The sequence below is a fragment of the Rhizobium sp. PDO1-076 genome, from assembly GCF_000247475.1.
Classification (GTDB): domain Bacteria; phylum Pseudomonadota; class Alphaproteobacteria; order Rhizobiales; family Rhizobiaceae; genus Allorhizobium.
The window spans coordinates 16,940-43,841 of the sequence record NZ_AHZC01000210.1; the positions used below are offsets into that span (position 1 = coordinate 16,940).

The 26,902-nt window shown below is 60.7% G+C and carries 24 protein-coding genes; 9 read left to right on the top strand and 15 right to left on the bottom strand.

Features of this window, described 5'->3' with window-relative positions; all coding sequences use genetic code 11:
• Positions 1–19: 19 nt before the first annotated feature.
• Positions 20–1,855, bottom strand: a complete 1,836-nt coding sequence (locus tag PDO_RS12535) for an aminopeptidase P family protein (RefSeq protein WP_007602068.1) — start codon at positions 1,853–1,855, stop codon at positions 20–22.
• 272 nt (positions 1,856–2,127) lie between these two features.
• Here PDO_RS12535 and PDO_RS28625 point away from each other — a divergent pair, with 272 nt between their 5' ends.
• Entirely contained in the window at positions 2,128–2,301 is a 174-nt protein-coding gene (locus tag PDO_RS28625; protein ID WP_007602069.1) for a hypothetical protein, read from the top strand.
• 146 nt (positions 2,302–2,447) lie between these two features.
• Here PDO_RS28625 and PDO_RS12545 read toward each other — a convergent pair whose 3' ends face one another.
• The 3 genes from PDO_RS12545 to PDO_RS28330 all read right to left on the bottom strand — a co-directional run bounded on the left by PDO_RS12545 (position 2,448) and on the right by PDO_RS28330 (position 4,312).
• Positions 2,448–3,332, bottom strand: coding sequence for a 50S ribosomal protein L11 methyltransferase (locus tag PDO_RS12545; RefSeq protein WP_007602070.1), 885 nt, complete (start codon positions 3,330–3,332; stop codon positions 2,448–2,450).
• Positions 3,333–3,426: 94 nt separating this feature from the next.
• A complete protein-coding gene (locus tag PDO_RS12550; protein WP_007602072.1) occupies positions 3,427–4,026 on the bottom strand; it encodes an SCO family protein in 600 nt (199 codons plus the stop codon).
• A gap of 127 nt (positions 4,027–4,153) precedes the next feature.
• On the bottom strand, positions 4,154–4,312 hold the full coding sequence (locus PDO_RS28330; protein WP_007602073.1) for a hypothetical protein: 159 nt from the start codon (positions 4,310–4,312) through the stop codon (positions 4,154–4,156).
• 135 nt (positions 4,313–4,447) lie between these two features.
• On the opposite strand from PDO_RS28330, the gene PDO_RS12555 reads away from it, so the two are divergent.
• The 4 genes from PDO_RS12555 (at position 4,448) to PDO_RS12570 (ending at position 8,495) form a co-directional block, all read left to right on the top strand.
• Entirely contained in the window at positions 4,448–5,236 is a 789-nt protein-coding gene (locus PDO_RS12555) for a DUF2189 domain-containing protein (protein ID WP_007602074.1), read from the top strand.
• A gap of 213 nt (positions 5,237–5,449) precedes the next feature.
• Positions 5,450–7,417, top strand: a complete 1,968-nt coding sequence (locus PDO_RS12560) for a methyl-accepting chemotaxis protein (protein WP_007602075.1) — start codon at positions 5,450–5,452, stop codon at positions 7,415–7,417.
• 1 nt (position 7,418) lies between these two features.
• Positions 7,419–7,883 carry a chemotaxis protein CheW gene (locus PDO_RS12565; RefSeq protein ID WP_007602076.1) on the top strand — a complete coding sequence of 155 codons (465 nt, stop codon included), beginning with the start codon at positions 7,419–7,421 and terminating at the stop codon, positions 7,881–7,883.
• A 249-nt stretch (positions 7,884–8,132) separates the two neighbouring features.
• Positions 8,133–8,495: a hypothetical protein gene (locus PDO_RS12570; RefSeq protein WP_007602077.1), complete on the top strand. Its 363-nt coding sequence runs from the start codon at positions 8,133–8,135 to the stop codon at positions 8,493–8,495.
• Between the two features lie 244 nt (positions 8,496–8,739).
• Here the strand turns inward: PDO_RS12570 and PDO_RS12575 are convergent, their stop codons facing one another.
• Both PDO_RS12575 and PDO_RS12580 read right to left on the bottom strand, forming a co-directional pair.
• Positions 8,740–9,237 carry a CreA family protein gene (locus PDO_RS12575; RefSeq protein WP_007602078.1) on the bottom strand — a complete coding sequence of 166 codons (498 nt, stop codon included), beginning with the start codon at positions 9,235–9,237 and terminating at the stop codon, positions 8,740–8,742.
• 51 nt (positions 9,238–9,288) lie between these two features.
• Positions 9,289–9,894: a 3'-5' exonuclease gene (locus PDO_RS12580; protein ID WP_007602080.1), complete on the bottom strand. Its 606-nt coding sequence runs from the start codon at positions 9,892–9,894 to the stop codon at positions 9,289–9,291.
• A 274-nt stretch (positions 9,895–10,168) separates the two neighbouring features.
• Here PDO_RS12580 and PDO_RS12585 point away from each other — a divergent pair, with 274 nt between their 5' ends.
• From PDO_RS12585 to PDO_RS12600, 4 genes are all read left to right on the top strand, one after another.
• On the top strand, positions 10,169–10,744 hold the full coding sequence (locus tag PDO_RS12585) for a GNAT family N-acetyltransferase (protein ID WP_007602082.1): 576 nt from the start codon (positions 10,169–10,171) through the stop codon (positions 10,742–10,744).
• A gap of 199 nt (positions 10,745–10,943) precedes the next feature.
• Entirely contained in the window at positions 10,944–13,013 is a 2,070-nt protein-coding gene (locus tag PDO_RS12590; RefSeq protein ID WP_007602085.1) for a DEAD/DEAH box helicase, read from the top strand.
• 114 nt (positions 13,014–13,127) lie between these two features.
• Positions 13,128–14,006, top strand: coding sequence for a TIGR02587 family membrane protein (locus PDO_RS12595; RefSeq protein WP_007602087.1), 879 nt, complete (start codon positions 13,128–13,130; stop codon positions 14,004–14,006).
• 11 nt (positions 14,007–14,017) lie between these two features.
• The gene (locus PDO_RS12600) at positions 14,018–14,452 is read left to right on the top strand and encodes a TIGR02588 family protein (protein ID WP_007602089.1); all 435 of its coding nucleotides are present in this window, start codon (positions 14,018–14,020) and stop codon (positions 14,450–14,452) included.
• 18 nt (positions 14,453–14,470) lie between these two features.
• Here the strand turns inward: PDO_RS12600 and PDO_RS12605 are convergent, their stop codons facing one another.
• The 9 genes from PDO_RS12605 to PDO_RS12645 all read right to left on the bottom strand — a co-directional run.
• Positions 14,471–15,451 carry an NAD-dependent epimerase/dehydratase family protein gene (locus PDO_RS12605; RefSeq protein ID WP_007602091.1) on the bottom strand — a complete coding sequence of 327 codons (981 nt, stop codon included), beginning with the start codon at positions 15,449–15,451 and terminating at the stop codon, positions 14,471–14,473.
• Positions 15,452–15,463: 12 nt separating this feature from the next.
• Positions 15,464–16,675, bottom strand: coding sequence for a glycosyltransferase family 4 protein (locus tag PDO_RS12610; protein WP_037073800.1), 1,212 nt, complete (start codon positions 16,673–16,675; stop codon positions 15,464–15,466).
• Between the two features lie 192 nt (positions 16,676–16,867).
• Positions 16,868–19,027 carry an NAD-dependent DNA ligase LigA gene (gene ligA / locus PDO_RS12615; protein ID WP_007602096.1) on the bottom strand — a complete coding sequence of 720 codons (2,160 nt, stop codon included), beginning with the start codon at positions 19,025–19,027 and terminating at the stop codon, positions 16,868–16,870.
• 68 nt (positions 19,028–19,095) lie between these two features.
• Entirely contained in the window at positions 19,096–19,908 is an 813-nt protein-coding gene (locus PDO_RS12620) for an endonuclease/exonuclease/phosphatase family protein (RefSeq protein WP_007602099.1), read from the bottom strand.
• 42 nt (positions 19,909–19,950) lie between these two features.
• Positions 19,951–21,399 carry a phospholipase D-like domain-containing protein gene (locus PDO_RS12625; RefSeq protein WP_007602101.1) on the bottom strand — a complete coding sequence of 483 codons (1,449 nt, stop codon included), beginning with the start codon at positions 21,397–21,399 and terminating at the stop codon, positions 19,951–19,953.
• Between the two features lie 66 nt (positions 21,400–21,465).
• A complete protein-coding gene (recN, locus tag PDO_RS12630) occupies positions 21,466–23,139 on the bottom strand; it encodes a DNA repair protein RecN (protein WP_007602103.1) in 1,674 nt (557 codons plus the stop codon).
• A 46-nt stretch (positions 23,140–23,185) separates the two neighbouring features.
• Positions 23,186–23,992 carry an outer membrane protein assembly factor BamD gene (locus PDO_RS12635; protein WP_458574651.1) on the bottom strand — a complete coding sequence of 269 codons (807 nt, stop codon included), beginning with the start codon at positions 23,990–23,992 and terminating at the stop codon, positions 23,186–23,188.
• A gap of 297 nt (positions 23,993–24,289) precedes the next feature.
• On the bottom strand, positions 24,290–25,243 hold the full coding sequence (lpxC, locus tag PDO_RS12640) for a UDP-3-O-acyl-N-acetylglucosamine deacetylase (RefSeq protein WP_007602107.1): 954 nt from the start codon (positions 25,241–25,243) through the stop codon (positions 24,290–24,292).
• 262 nt (positions 25,244–25,505) lie between these two features.
• Positions 25,506–26,902: cell division protein FtsZ (locus PDO_RS12645; protein WP_007602108.1), on the bottom strand; the 1,397-nt coding region annotated here is incomplete at its 5' end.

Below are 26,902 nucleotides of genomic sequence, written 5' to 3' on the forward strand. Positions count from 1 at the left end.
GATGATCCAGCGGAAACGGCTAGTGTTCGAAGGCTTCGGTCGCACGCTCCAGCCATTCACGCGCTGACGGATCACCGATCAGCGGCAGAAGCTCGGCACGCGTGCGAGCGTGATAGTCATCAAGCCATTGCAATTCCTCGCGTGTCAGCAGGTCTTCGACGATCAACTGTCGATCGATCGGCGCAAAGGTCAGCGTCTCGAAGCCGAGCATCGGCTGATCACCGCCTTCGATAACCTCCGCTTCGCGCACATAGATCAAGTTTTCGATACGGATGCCGAAGCTGCCGGGACGATAGTAGCCCGGCTCGTTCGACAGGATCATGCCCGGCAGCAATTCCTGCGTCGACAGCCGGGAAATCCGCTGCGGCCCCTCATGCACCGACAGGTATGACCCGACACCATGGCCCGTGCCATGGGCAAAATCGGCACCGGATTTCCACAACGCGATGCGCGCCAGCGGATCGAGATCGCAACCGCGCGTGCCCTTCGGAAAACGCGCCGTGCTGATCGCGATCATGCCCTTGAGAGCAAGCGTGAAAAACCGCTTCTGCTCCTCCGGCACGGCGCCGATCGAAATCGTCCGGGTAATGTCGGTCGTACCATTCACGTACTGCGCGCCCGAATCGATGAGAAACATCTCGCCGGCATTGATCATCCGATCGCTTTCGGTCGTCACGCGGTAGTGCATGATCGCGGCGTGCTCCCCGGCGCCCGAGATCGTCTCGAAGGAAATATCCTTGAGCGGGTTCTGCATCCGCTCGCCAACGCGAACCCGACTTGCTTCGAGCGCCTTGGCCGCGCCGATTTCGGTAATGGTTCCAGCCGGCTGCTGATCGAGCCAAGTCAGAAACTCGACCACGGCCACGCCGTCCTGCAAGTGGGCCACAGCCGAGCCATTCAGCTCAACGAGGTTCTTCACTGCCCGCCCAAGCTTGGCCGGATCGTTGCCGACGATGGCGGTACCACCGCCCTGCTTGATCATCTGCGCCAGCGCATGTGGCGCGAGATCCGGATCGATCAGGATGCGCCCGCCGCCGGTGGCCACTCGCTCGACCCGTTCGGCCAGCAATTGCGGATCGACCTGCTCGCACAAGTCGCGCAGGTAGGTTTCCACCTCCAGATTGGTCTTGGCGCTATCGAGGAAAAGTTCCGCCTTGCCGTCGGCCTTGATGATCGCACGCGCCAGCGGATGCGGCGTATGCGGCACGTCGGCACCCCGGATATTGAAAATCCAGGCCACTGATGAGGGGTCGCTGATCAGCACCGCCGAAAGTCCCTTGGCGGTGAGGTCAGCAGCAATCCTGGTGATTTTCTCGGCCGCCGGCACACCGGAATAGCTTTCCGGCTGAATGCTCACCTGTCCCAGCGGTTCTGCCGGTCGATCGCTCCACAGCCTGTCGATCGGATTGAACGACAGCAGGACCAGCGCACCGCCTTTGTCTTCCAGCACCTTTTCCAGCCGGCTGACCTCGACGCCGGTATGCATCCAGGGATCGATGCCAAGACGGAAGCCCTTGCCCGCATGGTTGGCGATCCAGGTATGCGGCGGTTCGCCGATCAGATCTCCAGGCGTGAAAACCGCCAGATCGACCTGCTGGGCGACTTGCGTCACATAGCGCCCGTCGACAAACACAACAGCCTCCGCATCGGTGACCAGCAATTGCCCGGCAGAGCCGGTGAAACCGGTCGCCCAGGCCAGCCGCTCGGCAGAGGCCGGCACGTATTCCCCGAGATGTTCATCCGAGCGCGGGACCAGCACGCCATCGACGCCCATTTCGGAAAACAGCGCGCGCAGCGCCGCAATGCGCTCCTTGCCGTGGAGAGGAGTGGATTTGACATCAAAGGATTGAAACATGGAAAGGCCTGCGGAATGGAGGAGTCTCGGCGACGGTTATAACAAGGCGCCACACGCCTGCCCATCCGTCGCCAGAGGTCATCCGCAGTTTCTCGATGCAATTGAACGCCAGCAATCACCAAGGCGCCTCAAATTCAGGCAAACCTCATGTTGCTATGCAGCAATTGCAGGTCTCCCGTGCCGTTGCCCACCTGACTGAACCTGCTGAATAGATCTATATATGGCTCATCGAACGACGCGGTGATCGCGTCATACCCGAAAGGAACAGAGATATGGCTAAGTCATTCCTGCGTGTCGCTTTGGACAATTTCGTTGAAGCCCGCCAGCGTCGCGCCAACCTCTATGCAAACGGCGCCCTGCAGACCCTCGATGACTCGACGCTTTCGGCAATGGGCCTGAACCGCGAAGAACTGCGTCGCAAGCCTTCGCTGCGCTCGATCAGCTGAGACCGCCTATCGGTCACGGACGGCGACAACAATATCCGCTTGAGCCCATCCTCCCAGGGCTCGCGGAATGCGCGGCATGATGCTGCGCCTAAGGCGACCTGCTTTTTGGGTCGCCTTTTTCTTTGCTGGACGTTGAGCGAAAGACCTCAGCCCTTGCCATGCCGAAGGTGGATCGTCACCCAGCCATTGCGCCAGATGGTCCGCACATGCGACAGGCCAGCACCGCTATAGGCGGCAATCACCTTCCATCGCTGCGCTGCCAGAATTCCCGACAGGATCACCGAGCCACCATCGGCCAGATTGTTGACCAGCTGCGGTGCCATCTTGATCAGCGGCCGCGCCAGGATATTGGCGATGATCAGGTCGAAGGGACCATATTGTCCGAAGGCTGTCGAATGAAAGCCAGGAGCCGTGCGGAAATCGATTCCAGTGACGATCTTGTTGCGGCGAGCATTTTCCTTAGCGACACGCACGGCAATCGGATCGATATCGGTGGCGAGCACCGGCACCGGCAGAAGCTTGCGGACCGCGATCGCCAGCACGCCGCTGCCCGTGCCCAGATCCAGCGCATTGCGAACCTTGCGGGCTCGCACCACCTCTTCGATGACTTCGAGGCATCCTGCCGTCGTTCCATGATGGCCCGTCCCGAAAGCCTGGCCGGCATCGATCTCGATCGCCACGTCGTTAAGCTGGACCTTGTCGCGGTCATGCGATCCATGCACCAGGAAGCGGCCGGCGCGCACGGGCGTCAATCCTTCAAGCGACTTGGCAATCCAGTCGATCTCCGGAATGATCTCCCGCTCGATACTGAGGTCGGAAAAGTCTGGAGCAAGCATTTCGGCCAGCCGCTCGCGGAGCTCATCCTCTTCCTCGAACGTTAGATAGATCGAAGTTTCCCAGATGTCTTTTTTCTCGTCGACCTCGGTGGTGGCGATCGCATAATCCTCCTCCCCGAAGCCGAACGTCATCACGTCGAGCACGTCGTTGGCACGAGTCTCGGTGGTCGTCACATAGAGGCGGATTTCACTCACGGGCGCAGGTCCTGTCGATCTAGACTTGAAGGGGTTGCGGTACAACGCAATCGCCGCCAAGGCAACCGCCCAGCCGGCGACAACGCGCAGGTGATCAGCCCTTCATCAGATTTTCAAGCTTCTTCACCGCGGTGTCCGGGTTCTCGCCATAGGCAATCGTGCCCTTGAAGCGACCATCCGCGTCGAGCAGGAAAATCGAGGCGGTGTGATCCATTGTGTAGTCGCCGTTCGGATCCTTTTCATCCAGCGGCACCTTCTTGGCATATACCCGGAAGCCCTTGATCACTTCGGCAACTTTCGCAGGATCACCGGCAATGCCGATCACGCGATCTGTCACGTTCGAGATGTACTGGCCGAGAAGCTCGGGGCTATCACGCTCGGGATCGACAGTGACGAAATACGCCTGCAACCCCTTGGCATCGGGATCAACCTGCTTCATCCAGCCATTGAGTTCGAAAAGCGTGGTCGGGCAGACCTCCGGGCAATGGGTGAAGCCGAAGAACAGAGCCGTCGGCTTGCCGCGAAAGGCCTGTTCGGAGATGGCCTTGCCATTCTGGTCCACCAGTTCGAAAGGCACACCGAATGGACCTTCGGCGATCTTGTCGCCGGATTGCGTAACGGTCAGCGTCAGCCAGCCCAGCAGACCCGCCATGATCAGCACGCCCGCCCATAAAATGACCCGCAAAGTCCGCATTTCAAAGTCCTCAACAAAATTGGCCACCGATTGAGCCGGATAAGCCGCGCTTCGGTGAAAGGCAATTCAACTCGCCGTCAAATCCGCCTCAAGCGCTGATTTGTCGCAAAAACCATGTCGAAGGTGATTAGAAACAATAGGACAGGCCGGTCTCGACCAGACTGAGAAAGATCGCAGAACCATAGCGCATCCAGCCGATGAAGATCAGGCACGCGATGAGGACACTGGCCAGCCCGATGGCGGCAAGAGGGAGAAACTTGAGGCGGCGCTCTGCAGTGAACATCATACGAATATAGCGCGTTTATCGCTCTGATAAAACCGGGGATCGGGCTGGTTCGCGGACAAAACTTGACCGAGATCAAGGAAGCCATTTGATTTTTGCTGAAACATTGCACGCAGGCGGGTGTCTTGGGAGGGACCAATGGAAGAACAGGCGATACACAGTGGTCAGACGCCGAAGTTCCGCGTCAACCGTCTGATGGGATCCGATGTCACCGCTGCATTTCGCGATGGCTGGCGCGATTTCCGCCGCTATCCGGCGATCGGTTTGTTTTTCGGGACCATCTATGCATTGGGCGGCCTCTTCATTGCCGTCGTTCTTGTCCACTATCATCTTCCCTGGATGATCATCCCGGTCGCAATCGGTTTTCCCCTGATCGGTCCTTTCGTCGCCGTTGGCCTCTATGACGTCAGCCGGCGCCATTATCGTGGCGAAGACGTCCGATGGTCGGCGGTCCTCACCGAGGTTTTCCGCCAGCGCGAACGTCAGTTGTCGTGGATGGCTTTTGTCGTCCTGTTCATTTTCTGGATCTGGATCTACCAGGTGCGCCTGCTCATGGCACTGTTTCTCGGTTTCAGGATCCCCGCATCTCTGGATGCCTTTGCACACCTGCTGATCTCGACACCGCACGGCCTGCTGTTCCTCGTCGTCGGAACGGTCGTTGGCGCCGTTCTGGCAACCATACTCTTCACCGCGACCGTCATTTCCATGCCGCTTCTGCTCGACTACGACGTCGACTTTGTCACGGCCATGCTGACCAGCATGCGCACGGTTCTGGAAAATCCGCTGCCGATGCTCTCTTTCGGCGCGGCAGTCGCAACGCTGGCGATCCTCGCGCTGGTACCCGGCTTTCTCGGTCTGTTGGTCGTCTTGCCGGTCGCCGGACATGCGACATGGCATCTTTACCGTCGCGCCATCAGCAAAATCTAGGCTCACGACCGGGAATATCGGTGATCCGCCGCCGCCCGGCAGCATCGTTAGCCGTAGATTAACTAATATTCGGGATTCTTAATACGCGTTGCGATCCCGCCGGGTCGCGCACGGACATGAACCGTCCGCCAGGCCGCCAAACCGCCTCCCTGGTCTTCGCATGACATGCTTCCGGCTGGCACACGCCAGCGGAACACGCGCTTGGGGAGACAAATGCTAAATTTCATTTCAGGACAAAGCCTGTCGGTTCGCCAGCGGCTCATGACACTCGGTGTCGCAGCGGTGGTTGGTATCGGTTCGATGCTCGGCGTCGGCTGGTATCAGAACGCCGGGCTGGACAGCGCCCTCCGGCGCGCCGTTCAGATGAAGGCCGACGTTGAACGTGTCAACGAGATGCAACTCGCCAACGCCAATCTGGTATTGGCGGCCATGGACACGATCATCGACCGCTCGGAAGGGGCTATCCAGCCAGAGCGCATCGCAATCATCGACACAGCTGTCAATCTTTTGGCCGCGGGCTCGTCCACGCTCAAATCGATTGCGAACGAGGCCGGAGCAGCCTCCGAGGTTGCAACTTACGACGACGACCTGAAGGCCGTCGCTGGTGCGATCCAGATCGATTTGAAGCGCCTGGTCGAGAATGGTGCTGCAGAAGAAGACTATGCCGCCATCGACGATGCGATCGACGGTGCCGGTGAGCGGCTCGGAAATGTCCTCAGCAAGATTGCCACACTTGGCGGCAAGGAAGTCGAAGAGCGGGTCGGCGAAGCGACAGCCCGCAGCCGCAGCGCCCTGTCTGTCCAGCTCAGCCTCGGCGGCATCGCTTTCGTCCTCGTGGTGCTGCTGCAGTTGATCCACGGCAATTCCATCGCCAACGGCATTCGCAGCGTCCGGGCGAGCATGCAGCGCATTGTCGACGGCGATTACGATAGCGAGGTCGAAGGCACCGACCGCCAGGACGAAATTGGCGGCATGGCCCGTTCGACCGACATATTCCGCAGGGCCGCAATCGAAAAGCGCGATCTTGAAACCTCTACCCGTGACACCAACCGACAGAACGAAGCCGAGCGCGAAAGCCGTACCGCCGCGATGGAGGCCGACACCCGTGCATTGAAGCTGGCTGTCGATGCACTCGGCGGCGGGCTGATGCAGCTGTCTGAGGGCGACCTCTGCGCCGAGATCAGGGGTCCCTTCCCGGCTGATCTGGAACGTTTGCGCAATGACTTCAACCAGGTCACACTGCACCTGCGCACCGTCATGGGCGAGATTGCCGCCAACAGCAGTTCGATTCGCGCCAACGGCCAACAGATGCGCAGTGCCGCCGACGACCTCGCACGCCGTACCGAACAGCAGGCGGCCTCCCTTGAGGAAACCTCGGCCGCCCTTTCCGAAATTACGGCAACCGTCCAGAGCGCGACCCATCGCGCCGAGGAAGCAAGCCATATGGTCGATGACGCCAGGGACTTCACCGAGAAGTCTGGTCTTGTGGTCAACGACGCGATGGCCGCGATGGAACGCATCGAGGATGCAACGGGCGAGATCGGAAAGATCATCAACGTCATCGACGAAATAGCGTTCCAGACCAATCTGTTAGCGCTGAACGCAGGCGTCGAGGCCGCTCGTGCGGGGGATGCCGGCAAGGGCTTTGCAGTCGTGGCGCAGGAAGTTCGGGCATTGGCCGGGCGCGCTGCCGAAGCCGCCCGCGACATCAAATCCCTGGTCGGGCGTTCGTCTGAAGAAGTCAAAACCGGCGTCGAATTGGTGACCGCAACCGGCGATGCACTGCACCGCATTGGCGAAGACGTTCTCAGAATTAATGAGCACGTTAAGGCAATCGTTACCAGCGCACGTGAACAATCGGTTGGACTGAGTGAAATCAATTCTGCCGTGGGCCAGATGGACCAGGTTACCCAGCAGAATGCAGCCATGGTAGAACAGACCAATGCTGCAAGCCATACCCTGGCGGGCGACGCGGAAAACCTGTCGCGCCTCGTTGGACAATTCCAGGTGGGTAGCGACCAGCCGGTCGCCGCTTACCGCCCGGAGCCGGCCCAGGTCGCCTCCAAACCGAGACCATCTCCTGCAAAGGCCTTGATCGAAAAGGTTGCAGGAACATTCAACCGAACGACTCCGGCGTCCTCAAGCAACGCCGCAGTAGCAGAGCACTGGGAAGAGTTCTAACATGTCTAACGCAATCAAGCAGTCTGGCGCTTATCTGGAAATCGTATCCTTCCATCTGGCCGAGCAGGAATTCTGCATCGACATCATGGCCATCCGCGAAATCCGTGGCTGGGCACCGGTGACGCCGATGCCGCATACTCCGCCTTACGTTCTCGGCCTGATCAACCTTCGCGGCGCCGTGATCCCGGTTATCGACATGGCCTGCCGCCTGGGCATGAACATGACCGAACCGTCGGAGCGCGCGGCAATCATCGTCACCGATATCGCCGGCAAGCTGGTCGGCCTTCTGGTCGAACAGGTTTCCGACATGATGACCATTCGTGGCGAAGACCTTCAGCCGGCTCCGGAAATCATTCCGGAAGAGCAGCGCGCATTCTGCCGCGGTATCGTTGCGCTGGAAAAGTCGATGGTCTGCTTCCTCAATCTCGACACGGTCATCGCCGACGAGCTTGCCCAGGCCGCATAAGCCGAACCTCTCTTCCCAGGGACAAGGCCCCGCCACGGCGGGGCCCGCCCCATCCAGAACGTGATGACGCAATTGGCGAAAGCAGGTTGCGATTTTTTGCGTCGGCAGACGCAGCCGACGTTGGGCCCGCTTCGTGCCGGGTGCGTGATGCTTCCATTTTAATCGGAACATGTCGATCTCCGGGGAGTTCTACAATCACTTCCAAAAGAAAAAACGGAAGTTTCTGTAAGGAAACCAAGGAGAAAGATCATGAATTCTGTATTTAGGATCGCACTTGCAGGTGCCATGACCGCCGCTTCGCTTTCTGGTGTGGCACTGGCGCAGACTGCCACCAAGCCGATGGTGGACACCACGACGACCACCAACTCGACGGCCATGGATGACAATGTCTCCGTTGTGATGATGAGCAGCCTGGAAGGCGAGAACAATAGCGCCAAGTTTGCCGAGATCGAAGCGCTGTCCAAGAGCGAAACCGCGCTTGCCGAAACACGCAGCATGATCGAAGGCGATGCCAATCTCGCCGCTGCTCTGACAGCAAAGAACGTGCAGCTGGAGAACGTGGTTCACATCGAAACCGCGGCCAATGGCGGCAAGGTTGTCTACGTCAAGTAATTGTCGGATATCGGATCATAAGCGCCCTGGAGCCCAAAGGCTTCAGGGCGCTGTCCGTTTGGCGCAGGCCCGGTGAACAGATCCTTGCCCGGCCTTGGACACGACCGAACCACTTTGGACGGCGATATTGGGGATCACGCCGCCCGGTCCAGCCCGTCATGTACGTGGCAAAGTGCACCTCAAAGCAAAAGTGACCTTCGTCACACCGGCCTGTATATGCGCCGATGCACCCTAAAACGGTCGATCAGTTTGGCTTACCCTTGGTCCATGTCACCGGCTGATTGAACAGCGGCACAGTCGAGATCGCCATCTTTGCCGAGCCGTCGACAACTTGGCGCGAATGAATGAGATAGATCAGCGTGTCATTCTGCTTGTCATAGATCCGGTTGACCACCAGCGACTTCCAGATGATCGACAGGCCCTCGCGAAATACTTCCTCACCCTCCTTCGACAAATCGATATCGCCGATCTCGATCGGGCCGGTCTGCCGGCAGGCGATTGAATTATTGGAGGGATCCTCGAACCAGTTGCCCTTCGACAGACGATCGATGATCGAACGGTCGAAATAGGTGACATGGCAGGTCACGCCCTTGACGCCGGGATCGCTGACCGCCTCGACAATGATGTCATTGCCCACCCAGTCGACCCCGACTTCGCCGACCACTTCCGCGCTGGCCGCAACGGGCAACAGCGCCAGAGCTGCGGCACCGGCGAGGTTTCGAATGGTCTTTGCAATTGTCATCGAGCTATCTCCACTATCATCTCTGCAGAGACTTAAGGCAGATCCGCCCCGTTACAAGGCGCGTGCCGAAACCTTGCGCACCGAACAGGCCTGATAGCCCGCTGCATGCAGGCGTCCGGGCGTCAGCCCGATCATCGCAGCCAGATCAAGGATCCGTGCAGCACCCTTCTGTTCTGCCATGACGATGGATGCCTGGGCGCAGACCACAGCGTCTTCCGCGGCATTGTGGTGGACAAACCGCATGCCCAGATGATCGGCGAGAATGTTTAGCTTGTGCGACGGCAGATGCGGCCAGACGCGTTGTGCCATCTTCACGCTGCACAGGTAGGATAAGGTCGGATACGCCATGCGATAGCCATCAAGCGATGCCCGCCAGACCGAAAAATCAAACGCCGCATTGTGTGCGATCATCGTCGCCCCGGCAAAATCCTCGGCGAACTCGTCCATCACCTCGGGAAACTCACCGGCATCTTCGACATGCTCGGCGCGAATTCCATGGATCGCGACATTGAACAGCGAGAACCGCATGCTCCTCGGCCTGATCAGACGCTCTTCCACCCGCACGATCCGGCCATCCTCGATCCAGGCAAGCCCCACGGAGCAGGCACTGCCGCGTTCCTCGTTGGCGGTCTCGAAATCGATGGCGATGGTCTTCAACGGATGCGACTCTTCTCAACGGCAGTTCACCTTGTCATAACCGAGACCGCAAGTGACGCAAACCCGGATTGACGAAGACCCGCCGACAACGCACAGTAACCGCATGATCGCTAACCGCTCGACCCATCTCGTGATGATGCTCACCACCGTTCCTTCAGGGAACGTGGATGTTTCGTTGCGCGGCTAGACGGCGTATCGATCACCCCACGAACCCTGCCGGGATGAGCAGGGTTCGAAAAGTCCCTGCTCCCCGCAAATTTGAAGGAGAGCAGCGATGCAGCAAGAGCCACCTATAAATCCGACAGCGGGCCCGATCATGCGGGCCGACAAGAGCCCTGTCGCGCGTGATGCCCGATGGCCGGTCGATCTCTCGATTCGGGCGCAATCGCCTGACGATGCAAACGGAATTGCCGAGCTGCAGAGCATGCCTGGCGTCCGCGCCGGTACGTTGCGTCCGCCCTATCCGCGTATCGCGGATATCCGCAAGCATATCGAGAATCAGCCTGCCAACACCGTGGCCCTGGTTGCGATCCTGGAAGGACGGCTCGTCGGCAATGCCGGTTTGACACGCCTGCCCGGTCGCCGCAGCCATGTCGGCGAGATCGGTATGGCGGTGCATGATGTCTATCAGGGCCGCGGCATCGGCCGGGCTCTGCTCGGCGAACTTGTTGCCAATGCCTTCGACTGGATGGACATCAGACGGCTTGAACTGACTGTCTTCACCGACAATGTCCCGGCGATTGCTCTCTATGAAAGCTTCGGCTTCGAACGTGAGGGCTCCCATCGCGCATATGCATTGCGCGCGGGCAGATATGTCGACGCCTATGCAATGGCCAGGATAAAAACCTGACGCTGCACGGGTCTGATGACCCCGGGCGCGGCAGGCGGGGCAGCGTTTTGGTTGCCCCGCCTTCACCATATGCGGCCTTTTGCACGCAGCCCCCTATACTTTCCGGGCCGAGACGAGTAGGAACGGCGCCAACATACCCGCAATCGGCGGGCGCGGTGCTTTGGCCCGCAAGAGACACCAATTTCGAAAGTTGACCCCGATGACTGATTTTGACGGCATCGTCCCGGCGATCGCCGAGGCATTGCGCCAACGTGGCTATGACACGCTGACCCCCGTGCAGCAGGCGATGATCGACCCCGATCTCGAAAGCCAGGACGCACTCGTCTCCGCCCAGACAGGTTCCGGCAAGACGGTTGCCTTCGGCCTCGCGCTTGCCCCGACGCTGCTCGGAACCGAGAACCGCTTCGGCCGCGCGGCAGCCCCGTTGGCGCTTTGCATCGCACCGACACGCGAGCTGGCCATGCAGGTCATGCGCGAACTGGAATGGCTCTACGAGAAGACCGGTGCGGTCATCGCCTCATGCGTCGGCGGCATGGATGTACGCAACGAGCGCCGTGCGCTCGAACGTGGCGCCCATATCGTCGTCGGCACGCCGGGCCGACTGCGCGACCACATCACCCGCCGCGCGCTTGATCTGTCCGAACTGCGCGCCGTCGTTCTCGACGAAGCCGATGAAATGCTCGACCTCGGATTCCGCGAAGATCTCGAATTCATCCTAGAAGCCTCGCCGGACGAACGCCGCACCCTGATGTTCTCGGCAACGGTTCCGCGCTCGATCGCCGACCTTGCCAAGAATTTCCAGCGCAATGCAAAGCGTATCGAGACCGTTTCCGAAAAGAAGCAGCACGTCGACATCGAATACCGCGCGCTGACAGTTGCCAATCCGGACCGAGAGAACGCCATCATCAACGTCCTGCGTTTCTACGAGGCTCGCAACACCATCGTCTTCTGCTCGACCCGCGCCGCTGTCAATCATCTGACCGCGCGTCTGCACAATCGTGGCTTCTCAGTCGTCGCTCTGTCTGGCGAACTGTCGCAGAACGAGCGTACGCACGCCCTTCAGGCCATGCGTGATGGCCGTGCCCGCGTCTGCATCGCGACCGACGTCGCCGCCCGCGGTATCGACCTGCCCGGCCTCGAACTCGTCATCCATGCCGACCTGCCGAACAATTCGGAAACCCTGCTGCACCGTTCGGGCCGTACCGGCCGCGCCGGCAACAAGGGCGTTTCCGCCCTGATCGTGCCGGTCAGCGCCCGCCGCAAGGCCGAGCGCCTGCTCGCCGGCGCCAGCGTCCAGCCGACCTGGGCCCTGCCGCCATCCGCCGACGAGGTGCTGGCCCGCGACGACGAGCGCCTGCTTGCCGATCCGGCTCTGGCACAAGCGATCAACGAGGATGAAGCCCCCTTTATCGCAACGCTTCTGGCCCAGCATGGCGCCGAACAGGTTGCAGCCGCCTTCCTGCGGCTGCAGCGCGGCAATCGCTCGGCTCCAGAAGATCTGATCCCCGTCGCCCTCCAGGCAGAACGCAAGCGTCGCGAAGGCGAAACCTTCGAGCAACGCCCGACAGAACTGCGTCCGCGCAGCGAATTCGGCCCGAGCGTCTGGTTCTCGCTGTCGGTTGGGCGTCGCCAGAGCGCCGAGCCGCGCTGGCTGATTCCAATGATCTGCCGCAACGGCAACATCACCAAGAATGAAATCGGCGCGATCAAGATGCAGCCGGAAGAGACCTTCGTTGAAATTGCCAAGAGCAATCTCGAGCAGTTCCTCACGGCGCTCGGCCCCAACAAGGCCCTCGAGCGCGGCATCACAGTGACCCAGCTGCCCGGCGTGCCGGACTTCTCGGCACCGCCGAAGGAACGCGCAGCCCGTCCGCCGCGCGAAGAAGGCGAACGCCAGTCCTATGGCGACAAGAAGCCCTTCGCCGACAAGAAGCCCTATGGCAACAAAAAGCCCTACGGTGACAAGAAGCCGTATGCGGCAAAGAGCGAAACTGCCGAACGCAAGCCTTACAAGGACGACATGGCGCGCGCCGACGCCGACGTCTGGGGCGACGCACCGGCACGGCCCAGGCGTGACGATTCGACCGGGGCCAAGCCCGATTTCAAGAAGAAGCCGAAGAGCGCGTCTAACGCCTGGGACAAGCCGGCCAAGTCCGATTGGGCCGGCAAGCCGAAGGGCGACAAGCCCGCATATGCCGGCAAGCCGAAGTTCGACGATCGCGGCCCGTCGGCCGGTCCGAAAAAGAAGACCTTCAAGCCCAAGGTCTGAGTGATCGATGGGGCAGTCTATGCCCCATCCCGCCTCTCCGAGGCACGGGCTCCGTCACTGATGGAACAAGCCCCGCCCCCTGCGCATTGAGTGCGCGAAGGGGAACAATTTCACATGGCCGCCAACAGCGCTCGACACAAGACCTCCACGGATATCCACGATTTCCTGACAGGGCTTGCCCGTGGCCTGGCTGGCGCCCTGCTGTTTGCGCTGCCTATGCTGATGACCATGGAGATGTGGAGCCTCGGTTTCTACATGGAGCGCGTGCGACTGCTCCTGCTCTTGATCATCAACATCCCCTTGCTTGTCTTTCTGTCGCACCGGATCGGCTTCGAGCACACCAATTGCTGGAGCAGCACCATCCGCGATGCGCTGGTTGCCTTCGGCATGGGCATCGCGGCAAGCGCTGCCCTCCTGCTGGTCCTCGGGGTCATCACCACAGACATGCCGCCACGGCAATGGGTCGGCATGGTCGCGATACAGGCGGTGCCGGCGAGCATCGGCGCCCTGCTCGCACGAAGCCAGCTAGGCATGGGCGCCGATCATGAGGACGAGGACGAGGAAAAAGACGCCGACGAGACCGACCACTCATCTGAAGGCAGCAGCTATGTCGTCGAACTCTCGATGATGGCCGTCGGCGCGCTGTTTCTGTCGCTCAATCTGGCGCCCACGGAAGAGATGATCCTTCTCGCATACAAGATGACGCCCTGGCATACACTTGCACTGATCGCCATCTCCATCGGCATGATGCACGGCTTCGTCTATGCCCTGTCCTTTCGCGGTGGCCACCGGCTTGAAAGCGGCGTGCCCGGCTGGCATGCCTTCATCCGCTTCACTCTGCCCGGCTATCTCGTGGCATTGGCCATCAGCCTTTTCACCTTGTGGACCTTCGAGCGGCTGGACGACACGGGCGTGACGCAGATTGTTCTGATCGTCATCGTCCTGGGCTTACCGGCAGCCATCGGTGCGGCTGCCGCACGGCTCATTTTGTAGGAAGATCGCCAATGACCAGTTTGGAGAGCAAAAAGGTGGCAAGAAAAGGCAAGCCCCCGAATACCGAGCGCCTTAAACCACACTGGATAGAGTGGCTGACCGGTGCGGTCTCCTCGCTTCTCATCCTCGCCATCATCGGTTGGGTGAGCTATGAGGCCGTCAATGGGACAGACACCCCTGCCGAGTTGCGCGTCGACATTGCATCGATCGAAAAAACGGGCGCCGGTTGGCGGGTGCTGTTCGACCTGAGCAACAGCGGCGAAGCCACCGCAGCGGCCGTCGAAGTGCGCGGTACCGTGACCGATCGCGGTCGCTTCGTTGAAGAGGCCGCAGTCATATTCGACTATGTTGCGGCACGCTCCATTGCGCATGGCGCATTGATCTTCACTCAGGATCCAGCCGGCCGCGACCTCAATATCCGGGCTGTCGGCTTCAATGAACCATGATATCGGCACCATCCTGGATCAGGCGGCACGCCCTGCCTTAAACCGCAATTGCTCAAGCATCCGGCCAATACCGTCAGAAAGTTCGATCGACGGCGCCAACCCATAGTCAGCCTGCATTCGGGTATCGCCGCAACGATAGAATACGCCTTCAGGCTTGTCGGACAGGCCGGAGACCTTCGGGTCCCATCCGATTTGCCTGGCGACCTCCTCGGCAAGTGTAATGAACGAGGTTGCAATACCGGTCGAAAGGTTAAGGCTCGCGCCCGTTGGCAACCTGTCCACGGTGCGCCAGACGAAATCCACACAATCGGAAATATGGATAAAATCGCGGCATTGCCGTCCGGATCCCCAGACGAAAACCTCGTCTCTGCCCATCTCGGCCATCAGACGCTGGCAGATCGCCGGAAAGGGATAGGCCAGATCCTGATCCTCTCCGTAACCGCTGAACGGCCGATAGGCCACCGCTCGCCCGCCATAACGCTCGACATAGAGCTTCATCAAAAACTCGCCGGTCAGCTTCGCCCAACCATAGCTGAGATCAGGAACACCGAGGCCTTCCTGGAACGAGATCATCTCCTCTCTCAACAAGGTATGCCCGATCGCCCTCTGGTGGCCGATCGAATAGGCGGCACTCGAACTGAAGAAGACGACGCAGCCCGGGCGCGTGGCCGCCGCCCATTTCCACATCAATGCATCAACCGCAAGGTCCTCGGCCACGCTAAGCGCTTGCGTCTCCATCATGATCCGCCCCCCGACAACCGCAGCAAGGTGGTAGACATAGTCGAAACGTTCGTTAGTCCGGGCAAAATAGTCGCGGCAATCGGACGACACGAAGGTAAACCGACCCTTCGGCGGAACCGGCCAGTGTTCGGGAAGAAGGCCACCGGTCCCATGGACAACACTGTCGACGCAGACGACATCGAGCCCCTCTGACAAGAGACGCGCGCAGAGATGACGTCCGACAAATCCGGCCCCACCGGTCACCAAAGCCCTTGTCATGACATCCCTCTCTCAGTGCACGGACAAACTCGAATTGCCTCTGTAGATATCGACGATCCGCTGGCGCCATTCGTCGTTCGACGGCGCAATGCGTTTGCCGTATTCGTAAGCGCCCTCACTCAAGTTGCGCACGAGTGCGTCATTGTCCATCAGCGCGATCTTCTCGGCGAGCGAAGCTGCATTGCCGCTCTCGAACACAAGCCCTGCACCATTGCGGGAGACTTCCTCGGCGATCAGCGCATTGCTGCTTGCGATCACGGGAATGCCGCTCATCACCGCCTCGGCCGCCACGAGGCCGTAGGGCTCGGGCATGCGCGAAGGCATGATGAAGAAACGTGCCTCCGCCGCCATCCGGTTGACTTCGCTGTCTTCGAGCCAGCCGGGCACGTAGCAGTGCGGCAGGGCTGCCTGCATTTCCTGAAGCAAGGGCCCGCGCCCGATCAGCGTCGCGGCCCGGCCGGTGCTGTTCAGCGCTTCGGCAAGCGTTCGCACGCCCTTCTCCCAGGTCATGCGACCGAGGAAAAGAGCGCGGCTGTTTTCCCAGGCCCTGACCGGTCCGGCCGTCAGGGGTTTGCAAGGCGTCCTCAGCGTCTGGAAATGCTGGAGCGCGCCACCCGTCAGGTGCAGCTCCATATTCTCATGCGCCAGGATGACCTCGACCCGCCCCCAGAAGTCCTTGCCGGCAGAGGTCTGGGTCAGCATGCGGCTGACCCGCCAGAGCTTGTGCAGATAGTTCCGCTTGTCGCAATTGCTGGCAAGGCAGCCGAACGACATCGGCTGCTGTTCACAGACTTCGCCAGTGTTGAAATTCAGATAGCCGCCATTCGGACAGGTCAGGAAAAAATCATGGGCCGTGACGATGACCCGCGCACCATGTTTGGCCAGCGCGTGAAAGATCGAAGGCGACAGGATCTGCGACCAGCCATGCACATGCACGACCGTCTTTTCCGCGCTGGCACCCAGGAGCCGGTCAAGCGCAGCATAGGCCTGCCGATTGAAATTCCGATCCACCACGTCACGCAGGCGAACCCCGTCGCGCAAAGGTGTTTCGCCCAGTGCCTCGACCTTTGCCGCCGGAAAATTGCGGCGCACGCCCTCGCCGTCGTCACCGACCAGCACCGTGCAATCGAGCCCGGCCGAGAGGCCGGCCTCCACACATTGCATCGCCACCTTGGTGGCGCCACCCAAAATCACAGAGACATCATTGATCAGAATAAGCCGCATGACCCGCCGTGATGCAATCGAGGATAGAGCAAACGAGAAAGGGCGGCGCAACCTACCGCGGCGCGCCATTTCCCTCGTTCTCAGGCCTGATTGACCGCTATTTCAGGGGGTAATTCAACTTATCCTTTTTCACTAGACGAAGAGGTATTTTGCCCCTTCCGGGCCGTCTCCATCAGCCTCTCCAAACCGCTTTCAGCCGCCGATGAGTTCGAGCCATTCGTCTTCCGTCATCACCGCAACACCCAGTTCTCGGGCCTTGTCGAGCTTGGACCCCGCGCCGGGACCAGCCACGACATAGTCGGTCTTTTTCGAGACGGAGCCGGCAACTTTGGCACCCAGTCCCTCGGCGCGCGCCTTGGCTTCATCACGGGTAAAACGCTCCAGAGAGCCGGTGAACACGACTGTCTTGCCGGCGACAGCGCTGTCGGTCGCAACCTGTGCTTCCGCATCGAGCGGCGTTACCTCGTCCAGCAGCCGCTGGACAACTTCCAGATTACGCGGCTCCTTGAAGAACTCGACAATCGAGGCCGCAACCACCTCGCCAATGCCATCGATGCTGTTCAGTTCGTTCCAGGCTTCGCCATGTCTCGGAGCCGCCGCCTGCATCGCCTCGGCGAAGGCAGCGTAGGAACCATAGGAGCGCGCCAGCAGCTTGGCGGTGGTCTCGCCGACATGACGAATGCCAAGTGCGAAGATGAAGCGCTGCAGGGCAATCTCGCGCCGCGCATCGATTGCATCGAACAGCTTGCGCACGCTGACGCGACCAAAGCCCTCGATATTCTCAAGCTTGGTCAGCAGAGAACTTTCCTGGCGCCTCTTCAGGGTAAAGATATCGGGTGCCGTGCGAATTGAAAGCGATGGATCTTCGGCCTCAAAGAAGAAATCGACCTGCTTCGTCCCCAGACCCTCTATATCGAAGGCGTTGCGCGAAACGAAATGCTTGATGTGCTCGACCGCCTGTGCCCGGCAGACGAAGCCGCCGGTACAGCGCGTGACAGAATCGAGCTTGCCGGTTTTCTCGTTTCTCTCGCGCACGGCATGGCTGCCGCAGACGGGGCATCTTGCCGGAAATGCGTATTTCTCCGATACCGCCGGACGCTTTTCCAGCACCACGTCCAGCACCTGCGGGATCACGTCGCCCGCACGTTGAACGATGACTGTATCACCAATGCGTATATCATGGCCGTCCGGGCGGATGCGCTCGCCGCCATTGCCGATGCCTTCGATATAGTCGGCATTGTGCAGCGTCGCATTGGTGACCACGACGCCGCCGACGGTAATCGGCTCAAGCCGCGCCACCGGCGTCAGCGCCCCGGTGCGCCCGACCTGGATGTCGATCGCCTGCACCGTGGTAAAGGCCTGTTCGGCCGGAAACTTGTGTGCGGTCGCCCAGCGCGGGCTGCGTGAGCGAAACCCCAGCCGGCCCTGCAGATCGAGCCGATCGACCTTGTAGACGACGCCGTCGATGTCATAGTCGAGATCGGCGCGCTGCAGGCCAATGTCGCGGTAATGCGCGATGATGTCATCGACAGAGCTCAGGCGACGGGTCAGAGGATTGACCGGGAATCCCCATGTCTTGAAGGTCTCGACCATGCCCCATTGGGTATCGGCCGGCATGGTGGTGATTTCGCCCCAGGCATAGGCAAAGAATTTCAGGTTGCGGCTCGCCGTCACCTTGGGGTCAAGCTGGCGGAGCGAGCCCGATGCCGTGTTGCGCGGGTTGACGTAAGTTTGCTTGCCTTCGGCCTCCATCTGGGCGTTGAGCGCCAGAAACGCGCTCTTGGCCATGTAGACCTCGCCGCGCACCTCGACCACGTCGGGTGCATCCGCCGGAAGCTCGGTCGGGATCTCCTTGATGGTGCGGATGTTGGCCGTGACGTTTTCGCCGGTTGTCCCGTCTCCACGGGTCGCAGCCGTGACCAGCTTGCGGTTCTCGTAGCGCAGCGACATGGAGAGACCGTCGATCTTGGGCTCGGCGGTAAAGGCAATCGAATTGTCCGGCAGCATGCCGAGGAACCGATAGACCGACGCGACGAAATCGGCGACGTCGTCATCGGAAAACGTGTTGTCGAGCGACAGCATGGGGCGTGCATGAACAACCTGGGCAAAGATGCCGGCAGGCGCTGCGCCCACCCGCTGCGACGGGCTGTCGGTGCGAACGAGCTGCGGAAACTGCGCTTCGATCGCATCATTGCGCCGTTTCAGCGCATCATAGTCGGCATCGGAAATCTCCGGCTTGTCCTTGCCGTGATACAGCGCATCATGATGGGCGATCGCGGTGGAAAGCCGTGCCAATTCGGCCTGAGCCTGCTCCTCTGTCAGATCCTCGACTGCGGTCAGTTCAACGGCCATGGCGCCCTCCGAAAAATCACCTGCCGGTCTTACCCCCGAATCTGACAGGTTGAAAAGGCTCGCTTCGACTAATCCTCAACCCGATGCAGCCTGACCCTTGCCGTCAGCGGCAGATGGTCGGAAGCGAGCCGCGCCAGGGGCGTGTCATGCACGGTCATGTCGGAAATCAGATCGGTACGGTTTGCCATGATCCGGTCGAGCGACAGCACCGGCAGCCGCGCCGGGAAACTCGGGATCGGCGGCGGCAAGGGCCCGAAGATCGGCTCCAGCCGGGTCAACGCCGAGCCCGGCCCCAGACGCCATTCGTTGAAATCGCCCATCAGCAGTGTCGGCCGCTCCTCGCGTGCCTGCAGGAGATCGAGGATCACATCCGCCTGCTGGCGGCGCGCCCAGCGCAACAGTCCGAGATGCGCCGCAATCACCCTCAGACCGGCATGCCCCTCGATATCGATTTCGGCAACCAGCGCGCCACGCGGCTCAAGCCCCGGCAGGGCAATCTGATGCACGTCACGCACCATGCCCTGGCGAAACAACAGCACATTGCCCCGCCAGCCGTGCGATTTTGGCCCGCCGACCACAGGTACCGCCAGCAAGCCGGTGTCGAGCCGAAGCCGCGTCAGGTCGAGAAGCCCGGAGCGGTCGCCGAAGCGCTGATCGGCCTCCTGCAGCGCGATCACATCCGGCTCGATTTCCCGGATCACGTCGATCACCCGTTCCGGATCGAAGCGCCCATCGGTTCCGACGCATTTGTGGACATTGTAGGAGGCGACGGTGATCATGCCGTCTTCAGCCTCGCGCATCGCAGGACCAAACGGTCGCTGGCGCCGATTGCGGATCGACGAGATCATCGTGCGCGCGAGACTGCCGTTCGTCTTTTTCATTCCACCATCCGGCTCATTCACAGTCAGGACAGCCTGTCGCCACTACAGATAGGGCGAACCAAGCCAGAGGAAACGTTCAAAAAGCCGTATCGCGAATGGCCGGGCGCGAAGTTCATCGAGAATGACCTCCTCCGCATCTTCCATCGCCGCTGCAATCCGGCTTTCAATCTCGCTGGCCACGTCCGTGTCGAAGATTTCCATGTCGATCTCGAAATTCAACCGAAGCGAGCGCGAATCGAGATTGGACGAGCCGACAAACACCCACCGGCCGTCAATGACAGCAAGCTTGGAGTGATCGAAGGGGCCGGCGGCCCGCAGAACGCGGCAGCCATCCCTGAGAACCTGATCGAATTGCGCCGTCATCGCATGACTGACAATCGCCAGATTGTTGCGTGACGGAACGACGATATCGACCTGCACGCCCCGGCGAGCCGCCGTCGCCAGCGCCGAAATGAGCACGGCATCGGGCAGGAAATAGGGCGACATGATGCGGATCGAATGCTGTGCCACCGAAAAGGCGCCGATCAGCATCTTGTGATTGGTCTCCAGATGCGTATCCGGGCCTGATACGATCAGCCGCGCATATGATGGATCACCGGCGACCGCACCATCCAGTCCCAATCGCCATTCCGGTCCCTTCAGGACTTCCCTGGTTTCGAAGTGCCAGTCTTCGGCAGCAACAGCCAGGATATCGGCGACGATCGGGCCGCTGACCCTGAAATGCGTGTCACGGGCACCATCCGGCCCGGTAAACCCGGCGCGAATGTTCATGCCGCCGATAAAGGCAGTCTTGCCATCGGCAACCACGATCTTGCGGTGTGTCCTGAGGTTCGCATAGGGCAGCCGAAGTCCCATGATGACCTTGCCGTTGAAGGCAGCAACCGGCACGCCCGCATCCTGCAGATAACCGATAATGCTTGGCACGCTGTAGCGGGCACCGACCGCATCGATCAGCACGCGCACTGCCACGCCGCGCTTGTGGGCAGCGATCAGGCAATCGGCAACCATGAGGCCAATCACATCGCGATCGAAGATATAGGTTTCCAGAATGACGCTGCGCTCGGCGGAGGCAATGGCATCGCAGATGGCCGAATAGGTCTCCTCGCCCGTGCCAAGCAGGTTGACACGATTGCCGGAGGACAGCGGATGACGCGCCACCCGGTCACCCAGCGTCTTCAGCGACGCCATCTCGGAACCGAACTGTGCGGCGATCACCTCCCGGCTCACCCCATAGGACGAGATGCTGCGCCAGAGTTCATCGAGCCGGAGTGCCCGGCGCGAGATCAGCGATGCCCGCCGGATACGATTGATGCCGGCCACGGCATAGATCATCGCCCCGACCAGCGGCGACAGCACGATAACGCCAACCCACCCCACCGCGGAGCGAACCTCACGCTTGGTCATGGTGGCATGCACGGCGGCCACGGTGCCGAAAACGATCGACAGTGTGGCAAGCACATGGGGCCAGTAGCTGATCAGAAGGTCAAACATGGTTGCCGGAGCGAAACAGCTTTCACAGTCGAATGCAATGGCAATCGCCGGGCGCAGAGGTATGCCTCATGCCTCGCCGGCCAGAAGCTTCGCCGCCGCAGCCCGCGCCTCGTCGGTGATCGATGCGCCAGCCAGCATTCGGGCGATTTCTTCCTTGCGATGGTCGGGCTCCATGATCGCAACACGCGTCGCAATCTTGTCACCAGCATCGCCCGCCGGTCCCTTGGAGATCAGGAAATGCGTCGCCGCACGCGCCGCCACCTGCGGTGCATGGGTGACGGACAACACCTGAACCCTGCCCGACAGCCGTTTCAGCCGCTGGCCGATGGCGTCGGCCACCGCACCACCGACACCTGTATCGATTTCATCGAAGACCAGCGTCGGTGCCGATCCACGATCCGCCAGCGCGACTTTCAGCGCCAGCAGGAAACGGGACAATTCGCCGCCGGAAGCAACCTTCATGATTGGACCCGGCCTTGTGCCGGGATTGGTCTGCACGTGGAACTCGACGGTATCGATACCCTCGGCCGTGGCGGCCTCCGGATCGCTGGTCACTTCGACCATGAACTTGGCCCGCTCCAGCTTCAGGGCCGGCAATTCCTGCATCACCGTGTCGCCAAGCGCGCTCGCGGCATTGTGGCGCTTGGCTGAAAGCTGGACGGCCAGGTGATCGTAATGCGCCCGGGCCTCCGTCACCGCGGCCTCAAGCTGCCCCAGGCGCTCCTCGCCAGCATCGAGATCGGCAAGGTCGGTCACCATCTTTTCAGCGAGAGCCGGCAGACCAGTCACCGCCACCGAATATTTGCGGCCGGCTGCGCGCAACGCAAACAGGCGTTCTTCGACGCGCTCCAGTTCGCGCGGATCGAATTCGGTTCGCCGAAGTGCTGCCTCCACTTCCATTTGCGCGCTCGAAAGCGTGTCGAGCGCCGAACCGAGCAATTGCACCGTCTCTTCCAGCAGCCCCGGCGCCTCGTGGCTCTTGCGCTCGAGCTTGCGCATCAGCGAAGCGATATGCGGAACCGGAGATGCATTGCCGTTGAGAAACTCTGAAGCTTCGGAAATGTCGCCGGCGATACGCTCGGATTTCTGCATCCGGGACCGGCGCTCGGCAAGCTCTTCCTCTTCGCCATCCTGCGGCGACAGGGCTTCCAGTTCCTCGACCGAGGCACGCAGGTAATCCGCCTCGCGCGCGGCTGCCTCGACCTTGGCCTTGTGCGTCTTGAAGCTGCGTTCAGCATCACGCCAGCGGCGATAGCTCTCGCCCAGCGTCACCGCCTCGTCGGAGAGGCCAGCAAAAGCGTCAAGCAGCATGCGGTGTGCGTCGGTGTCGATCAGGGCGCGGTCGTCGTGCTGGCCATGGATCTCTACCAGCAACTGGCCGGCCTGGCGCATCAACTGCACGCTGACGGCCTGATCGTTGATGAAGGCGCGTGTACGGCCATCGGCAGACTGAATACGGCGGAAAATCAGGTCACCGTCATCATCGACACCATTGCCCCGCAGCAGCGTCCGGGCGGCATGGCTGCCGTCCACATCAAAAACGGCTGTGACCTGCCCCTTGTCTTCGCCGTGGCGGACAAGCGAACCGTCGCCGCGCCCGCCAAGAGCGAGCGACAGGCTATCGAGAAGGATCGATTTGCCTGCGCCCGTTTCACCGGTCAGCACCGACAGCCCTGCCTCGAAGGCAAGATCCAGCCGCTCGATCAGAACGATATCGCGGATCGACAACTGGACCAGCATGGGCTCAAGATCTCACTTGACGGACGGTGGCAACAGGAAATGGTTCTCAGCTACCGGTCAGGAATTTGCGACCGGCGCGTGCGATCCACGAACCCTCGTTTTCGCGCGGCTCGACACCGCCGCTCTGCAGCAGCTTGTAGGAGTCGGCATACCACTGGCTGTCTGGATAGTTATGTCCGAGAACGGCCGCAGCGGTCTGCGCTTCCTGCACGATGCCCATGGCGAAATAGGCTTCCACGAGACGCGCGAGCGCTTCCTCGATCTGGTTCGTATTGGAGAATTCTTCGACCACCACACGGAAGCGCGACACGGCAGCGAGATATTCCTTGCGTTCCAGATAGTAGCGTCCGACCTGCATTTCACGACCGGCGAGCTGGTCGCGGGCAAAACGGATCTTCGCCTGTGCGTCGTCGACATATTCCGAATCGGGATATTGATCGACCACGCGCTGCATCGCCTCAATGGTCTTTTGCGAAGCCTTCTGGTCCTGCGTCACGTTGGCGATCTGCTTCCAGTTGGAAAGACCGACCAGATACTGCACGTAAGCGGAATCCTCAGACTTCGGATACAGGCTCATGTAGCGGTTGCCGCTGGCGATGGAATCGCCGTAGCGGCCGAGGCGGTACTTGGTGAAGGTGCTCATCACCAGCGCCTTGCGCGACCACTCGGAGAACGGGTGCTGGGCATCGACAGCGTCGAACTTGCGCGCCGCTTCGCTCATATTGCCCGCCTTGATATTGGCGAGGCCCTGATTGTAGAGAACGTCCGGCGGATCGGTTTCCGTGGCCAGTTTGGAGATGTCGATGTCAGGATCTGATTGGCAACTGGCGAGCACGCCTGCCAGCGACATCATCACGCAAAGGCTGGCGACACGCGCGGCTTTCTTCACAACGACCGATCCTACTTGACTCATTCCGAAAGATCCCGATTGCAGCGCCGCCTAAAAAGTCGTCGCTTTCAGATGGCGTTTCTAGCCACAAAAGACGTATGAGAGCAACGCAGTGATGGCGATTTAGCGCAATTTTGTGGCGGCGACCGAAGAAAGTTCCAATTCGACCGGTTCCGGCCGGAAAAGCAAAGGCGCCAGCCCACATGAAGCGGAACCGGCGCCCAAATCATTCAAACGACTTTAGAATCTCGAACAGGACGCTTACGCGGTCCATGGCGCGAATTCGAGCGCCTGGACCGGCACGAATTCGCGTGCACGCGCCTGCAGGCTGCGCGACGGCGCCTCGACCACTTCGTAAGCCGAAGCATCGCTCAGCAGTGCCTTCAGCGCATTTGCGTTCAGCTTGTGGCCCCCACGATAAGAGCGGTAGCAGCCGATGAACTGGGCACCGGCCAGCGCCAGGTCGCCAACAGCGTCCAGCGTCTTGTGACGAACGAACTCGTCTTCGTAGCGAAGGCCTTCGACATTGATCACGGTATCATCGTCCGAAATCACAACGGAATTTTCCAGCGACGAGCCCAGTGCAAAACCTGCGGCCCAAAGGCGTTCGACGTCACGCATGAAGCCGAAGGTGCGAGCGCGAGAAAGCTCGGTCTTGAAGGTTGAAGCCGTCAGGTCACCCTGCCATTTCTGGCGGCCGATCAGCTTGCTGTCGAAATCGATTTCCACTTCGAAGCGTGTGCCATCGTAAGGATGAAACTCCGCCCAGGAAGCCCCCGCCTCGATGCGAACCGGCTTGGTCACACGGATATAGCGGCGCTTCACGCCCAGATTGGTGATTCCAACCTGTTCGATGGCATCGATGAAAACCTCCGAGCTTCCGTCCATGATCGGCATCTCGGCGCCATCGACTTCGACGATGAGGTTGTCGAGACCGAACGCATACAGCGCCGCCATCACATGCTCGATCGTTGCGATCGAACGGGTCGCGGACGTACCCAGAACGGTGCAGAGATCGGTATTGCCGACATGGGCCGAGACGGCACGGTATTCACTGGTCGAGCCGTCATCATGCTGACGGCTGAACACGATACCAGTACCGGCTTCCGCCGGCTGCAGGGTGATCGTGACTTCGCGACCGGAATGCACACCAATACCCGTGACAGAGAGCGGAGACGCGATCGTCGTCTGAAATCCGAGCAAAGCAATTGCCATTCCGAATGCCTTATCTAACTTGGCGCTTGCCTCCAAAAGAAAGCTTCATGCACCAATTGGTATTTTCCGAGGACTCGATGAGCCCTGTTTCGCATCCATACATACGGAGGTAGCTGCCCCAAGCCAAATCACTGTTTCTTTCCGACTGTAACGAAACTACCGGATTGAAAAAGCACGAGAAAAGCCACACGCATACTGCCATTTCCAAAAGCAAAAAACCCGGGCTTTTGGCCCGGGTTCCGTAAGCGATCAGAAGCGCTGATCAGTTAGTCTGGCGGCGTAGGAAGGCCGGGATTTCCAGCTGGTCGTCTTCGTTCGACGTGCGGGTCGCAGGTGTCGTGCGGCCCTGATCGTCGAGCTGGCCGCGACGCGGAGCGTAGAGGCTGGCTTCAGCCGAAAGCGGACGACGCTGCTGCGGCGCGGCAGGCGCCGAGCCGGTCATGTCGCCGACAACCGGCTCTTCGTCCTGATGGCGGCCGAGCGAATTGGTGATCCGCTTCAACAGACCCATCGGGCCACGTTCGTCCTGGGCAGCCGGAGCAGCGGTCTGCGAGCGATGGTCGATTTCAGCCCGCAGAACCGGCGGGAAGTCTTCGACCTTCGGCATGCGTGCCGGTTCCGGAGCCATGCGCGGGGCAGCAGCCATCTGATCCGCCTGCATCGGTGCCGGAGCAACGGGAGCATGATAGACCGGAGCATGCGCGACCGGAGCCGGCTGCGAAACGACAGGAGCCGGAGCCATCATCGGTTCGGCCATGCGTGGCGCCGGGGCAGGAGCAACGTCTTGTGCCGGAGCACCGAACAGGCGGCTGGCCGGACGGAATTCCGATTCGGCAGCAGCCTGCGGCTGGGAGATAGCCTGACGAGCGATTGCGATTTCAAGTTCCCGTTCCATTTCAGCTTCTGCCGAACGGATGGTTTCTGCGACCGGATCAACAACGGTCTTGGGGGCCTGCGTCATTGCAGGCTGATATGCGGCCGGCGCCGAAGCAACGGCCGCGGAAGGACGCATAACCGGCTTTGCCAGCGGGGCTGCTTCGAAGCCCTTGCTTGCGAGTGCCGCACGGTCGATGCCGGTGGCAACGACGGAGACGCGGATGATGCCTTCCAGCGCTTCGTCGAAGGTCGCGCCGAGGATGATGTTGGCATCCGGATCGACTTCTTCGCGAATGCGGGTCGCAGCTTCGTCGACTTCGAAGAGCGTCATGTCACGACCACCGGTGATCGAGATCAGCAGGCCCTGCGCGCCCTTCATCGAGGTTTCGTCGAGCAGCGGGTTGGCGATCGCAGCTTCTGCAGCCTGCATGGCACGGCCCTGGCCGGAAGCCTCGCCGGTGCCCATCATTGCTCGGCCCATTTCGCGCATAACCGAACGGACGTCGGCGAAGTCGAGGTTGATCAGGCCTTCCTTGACCATCAGGTCGGTGATGCAGGCAACGCCCGAGTAGAGAACCTGGTCTGCCATCGCGAAGGCGTCGGCAAACGTGGTCTTGTCGTTGGCGATACGGAACAGGTTCTGGTTCGGGATGACGATCAGTGTGTCGACCGACTTCTGCAACTCCTCGATGCCCTGCTCAGCGAGCCGCATGCGACGCGCGCCTTCGAAATGGAACGGCTTCGTGACGACGCCAACAGTCAGGATGCCCTTGTTGCGAGCGG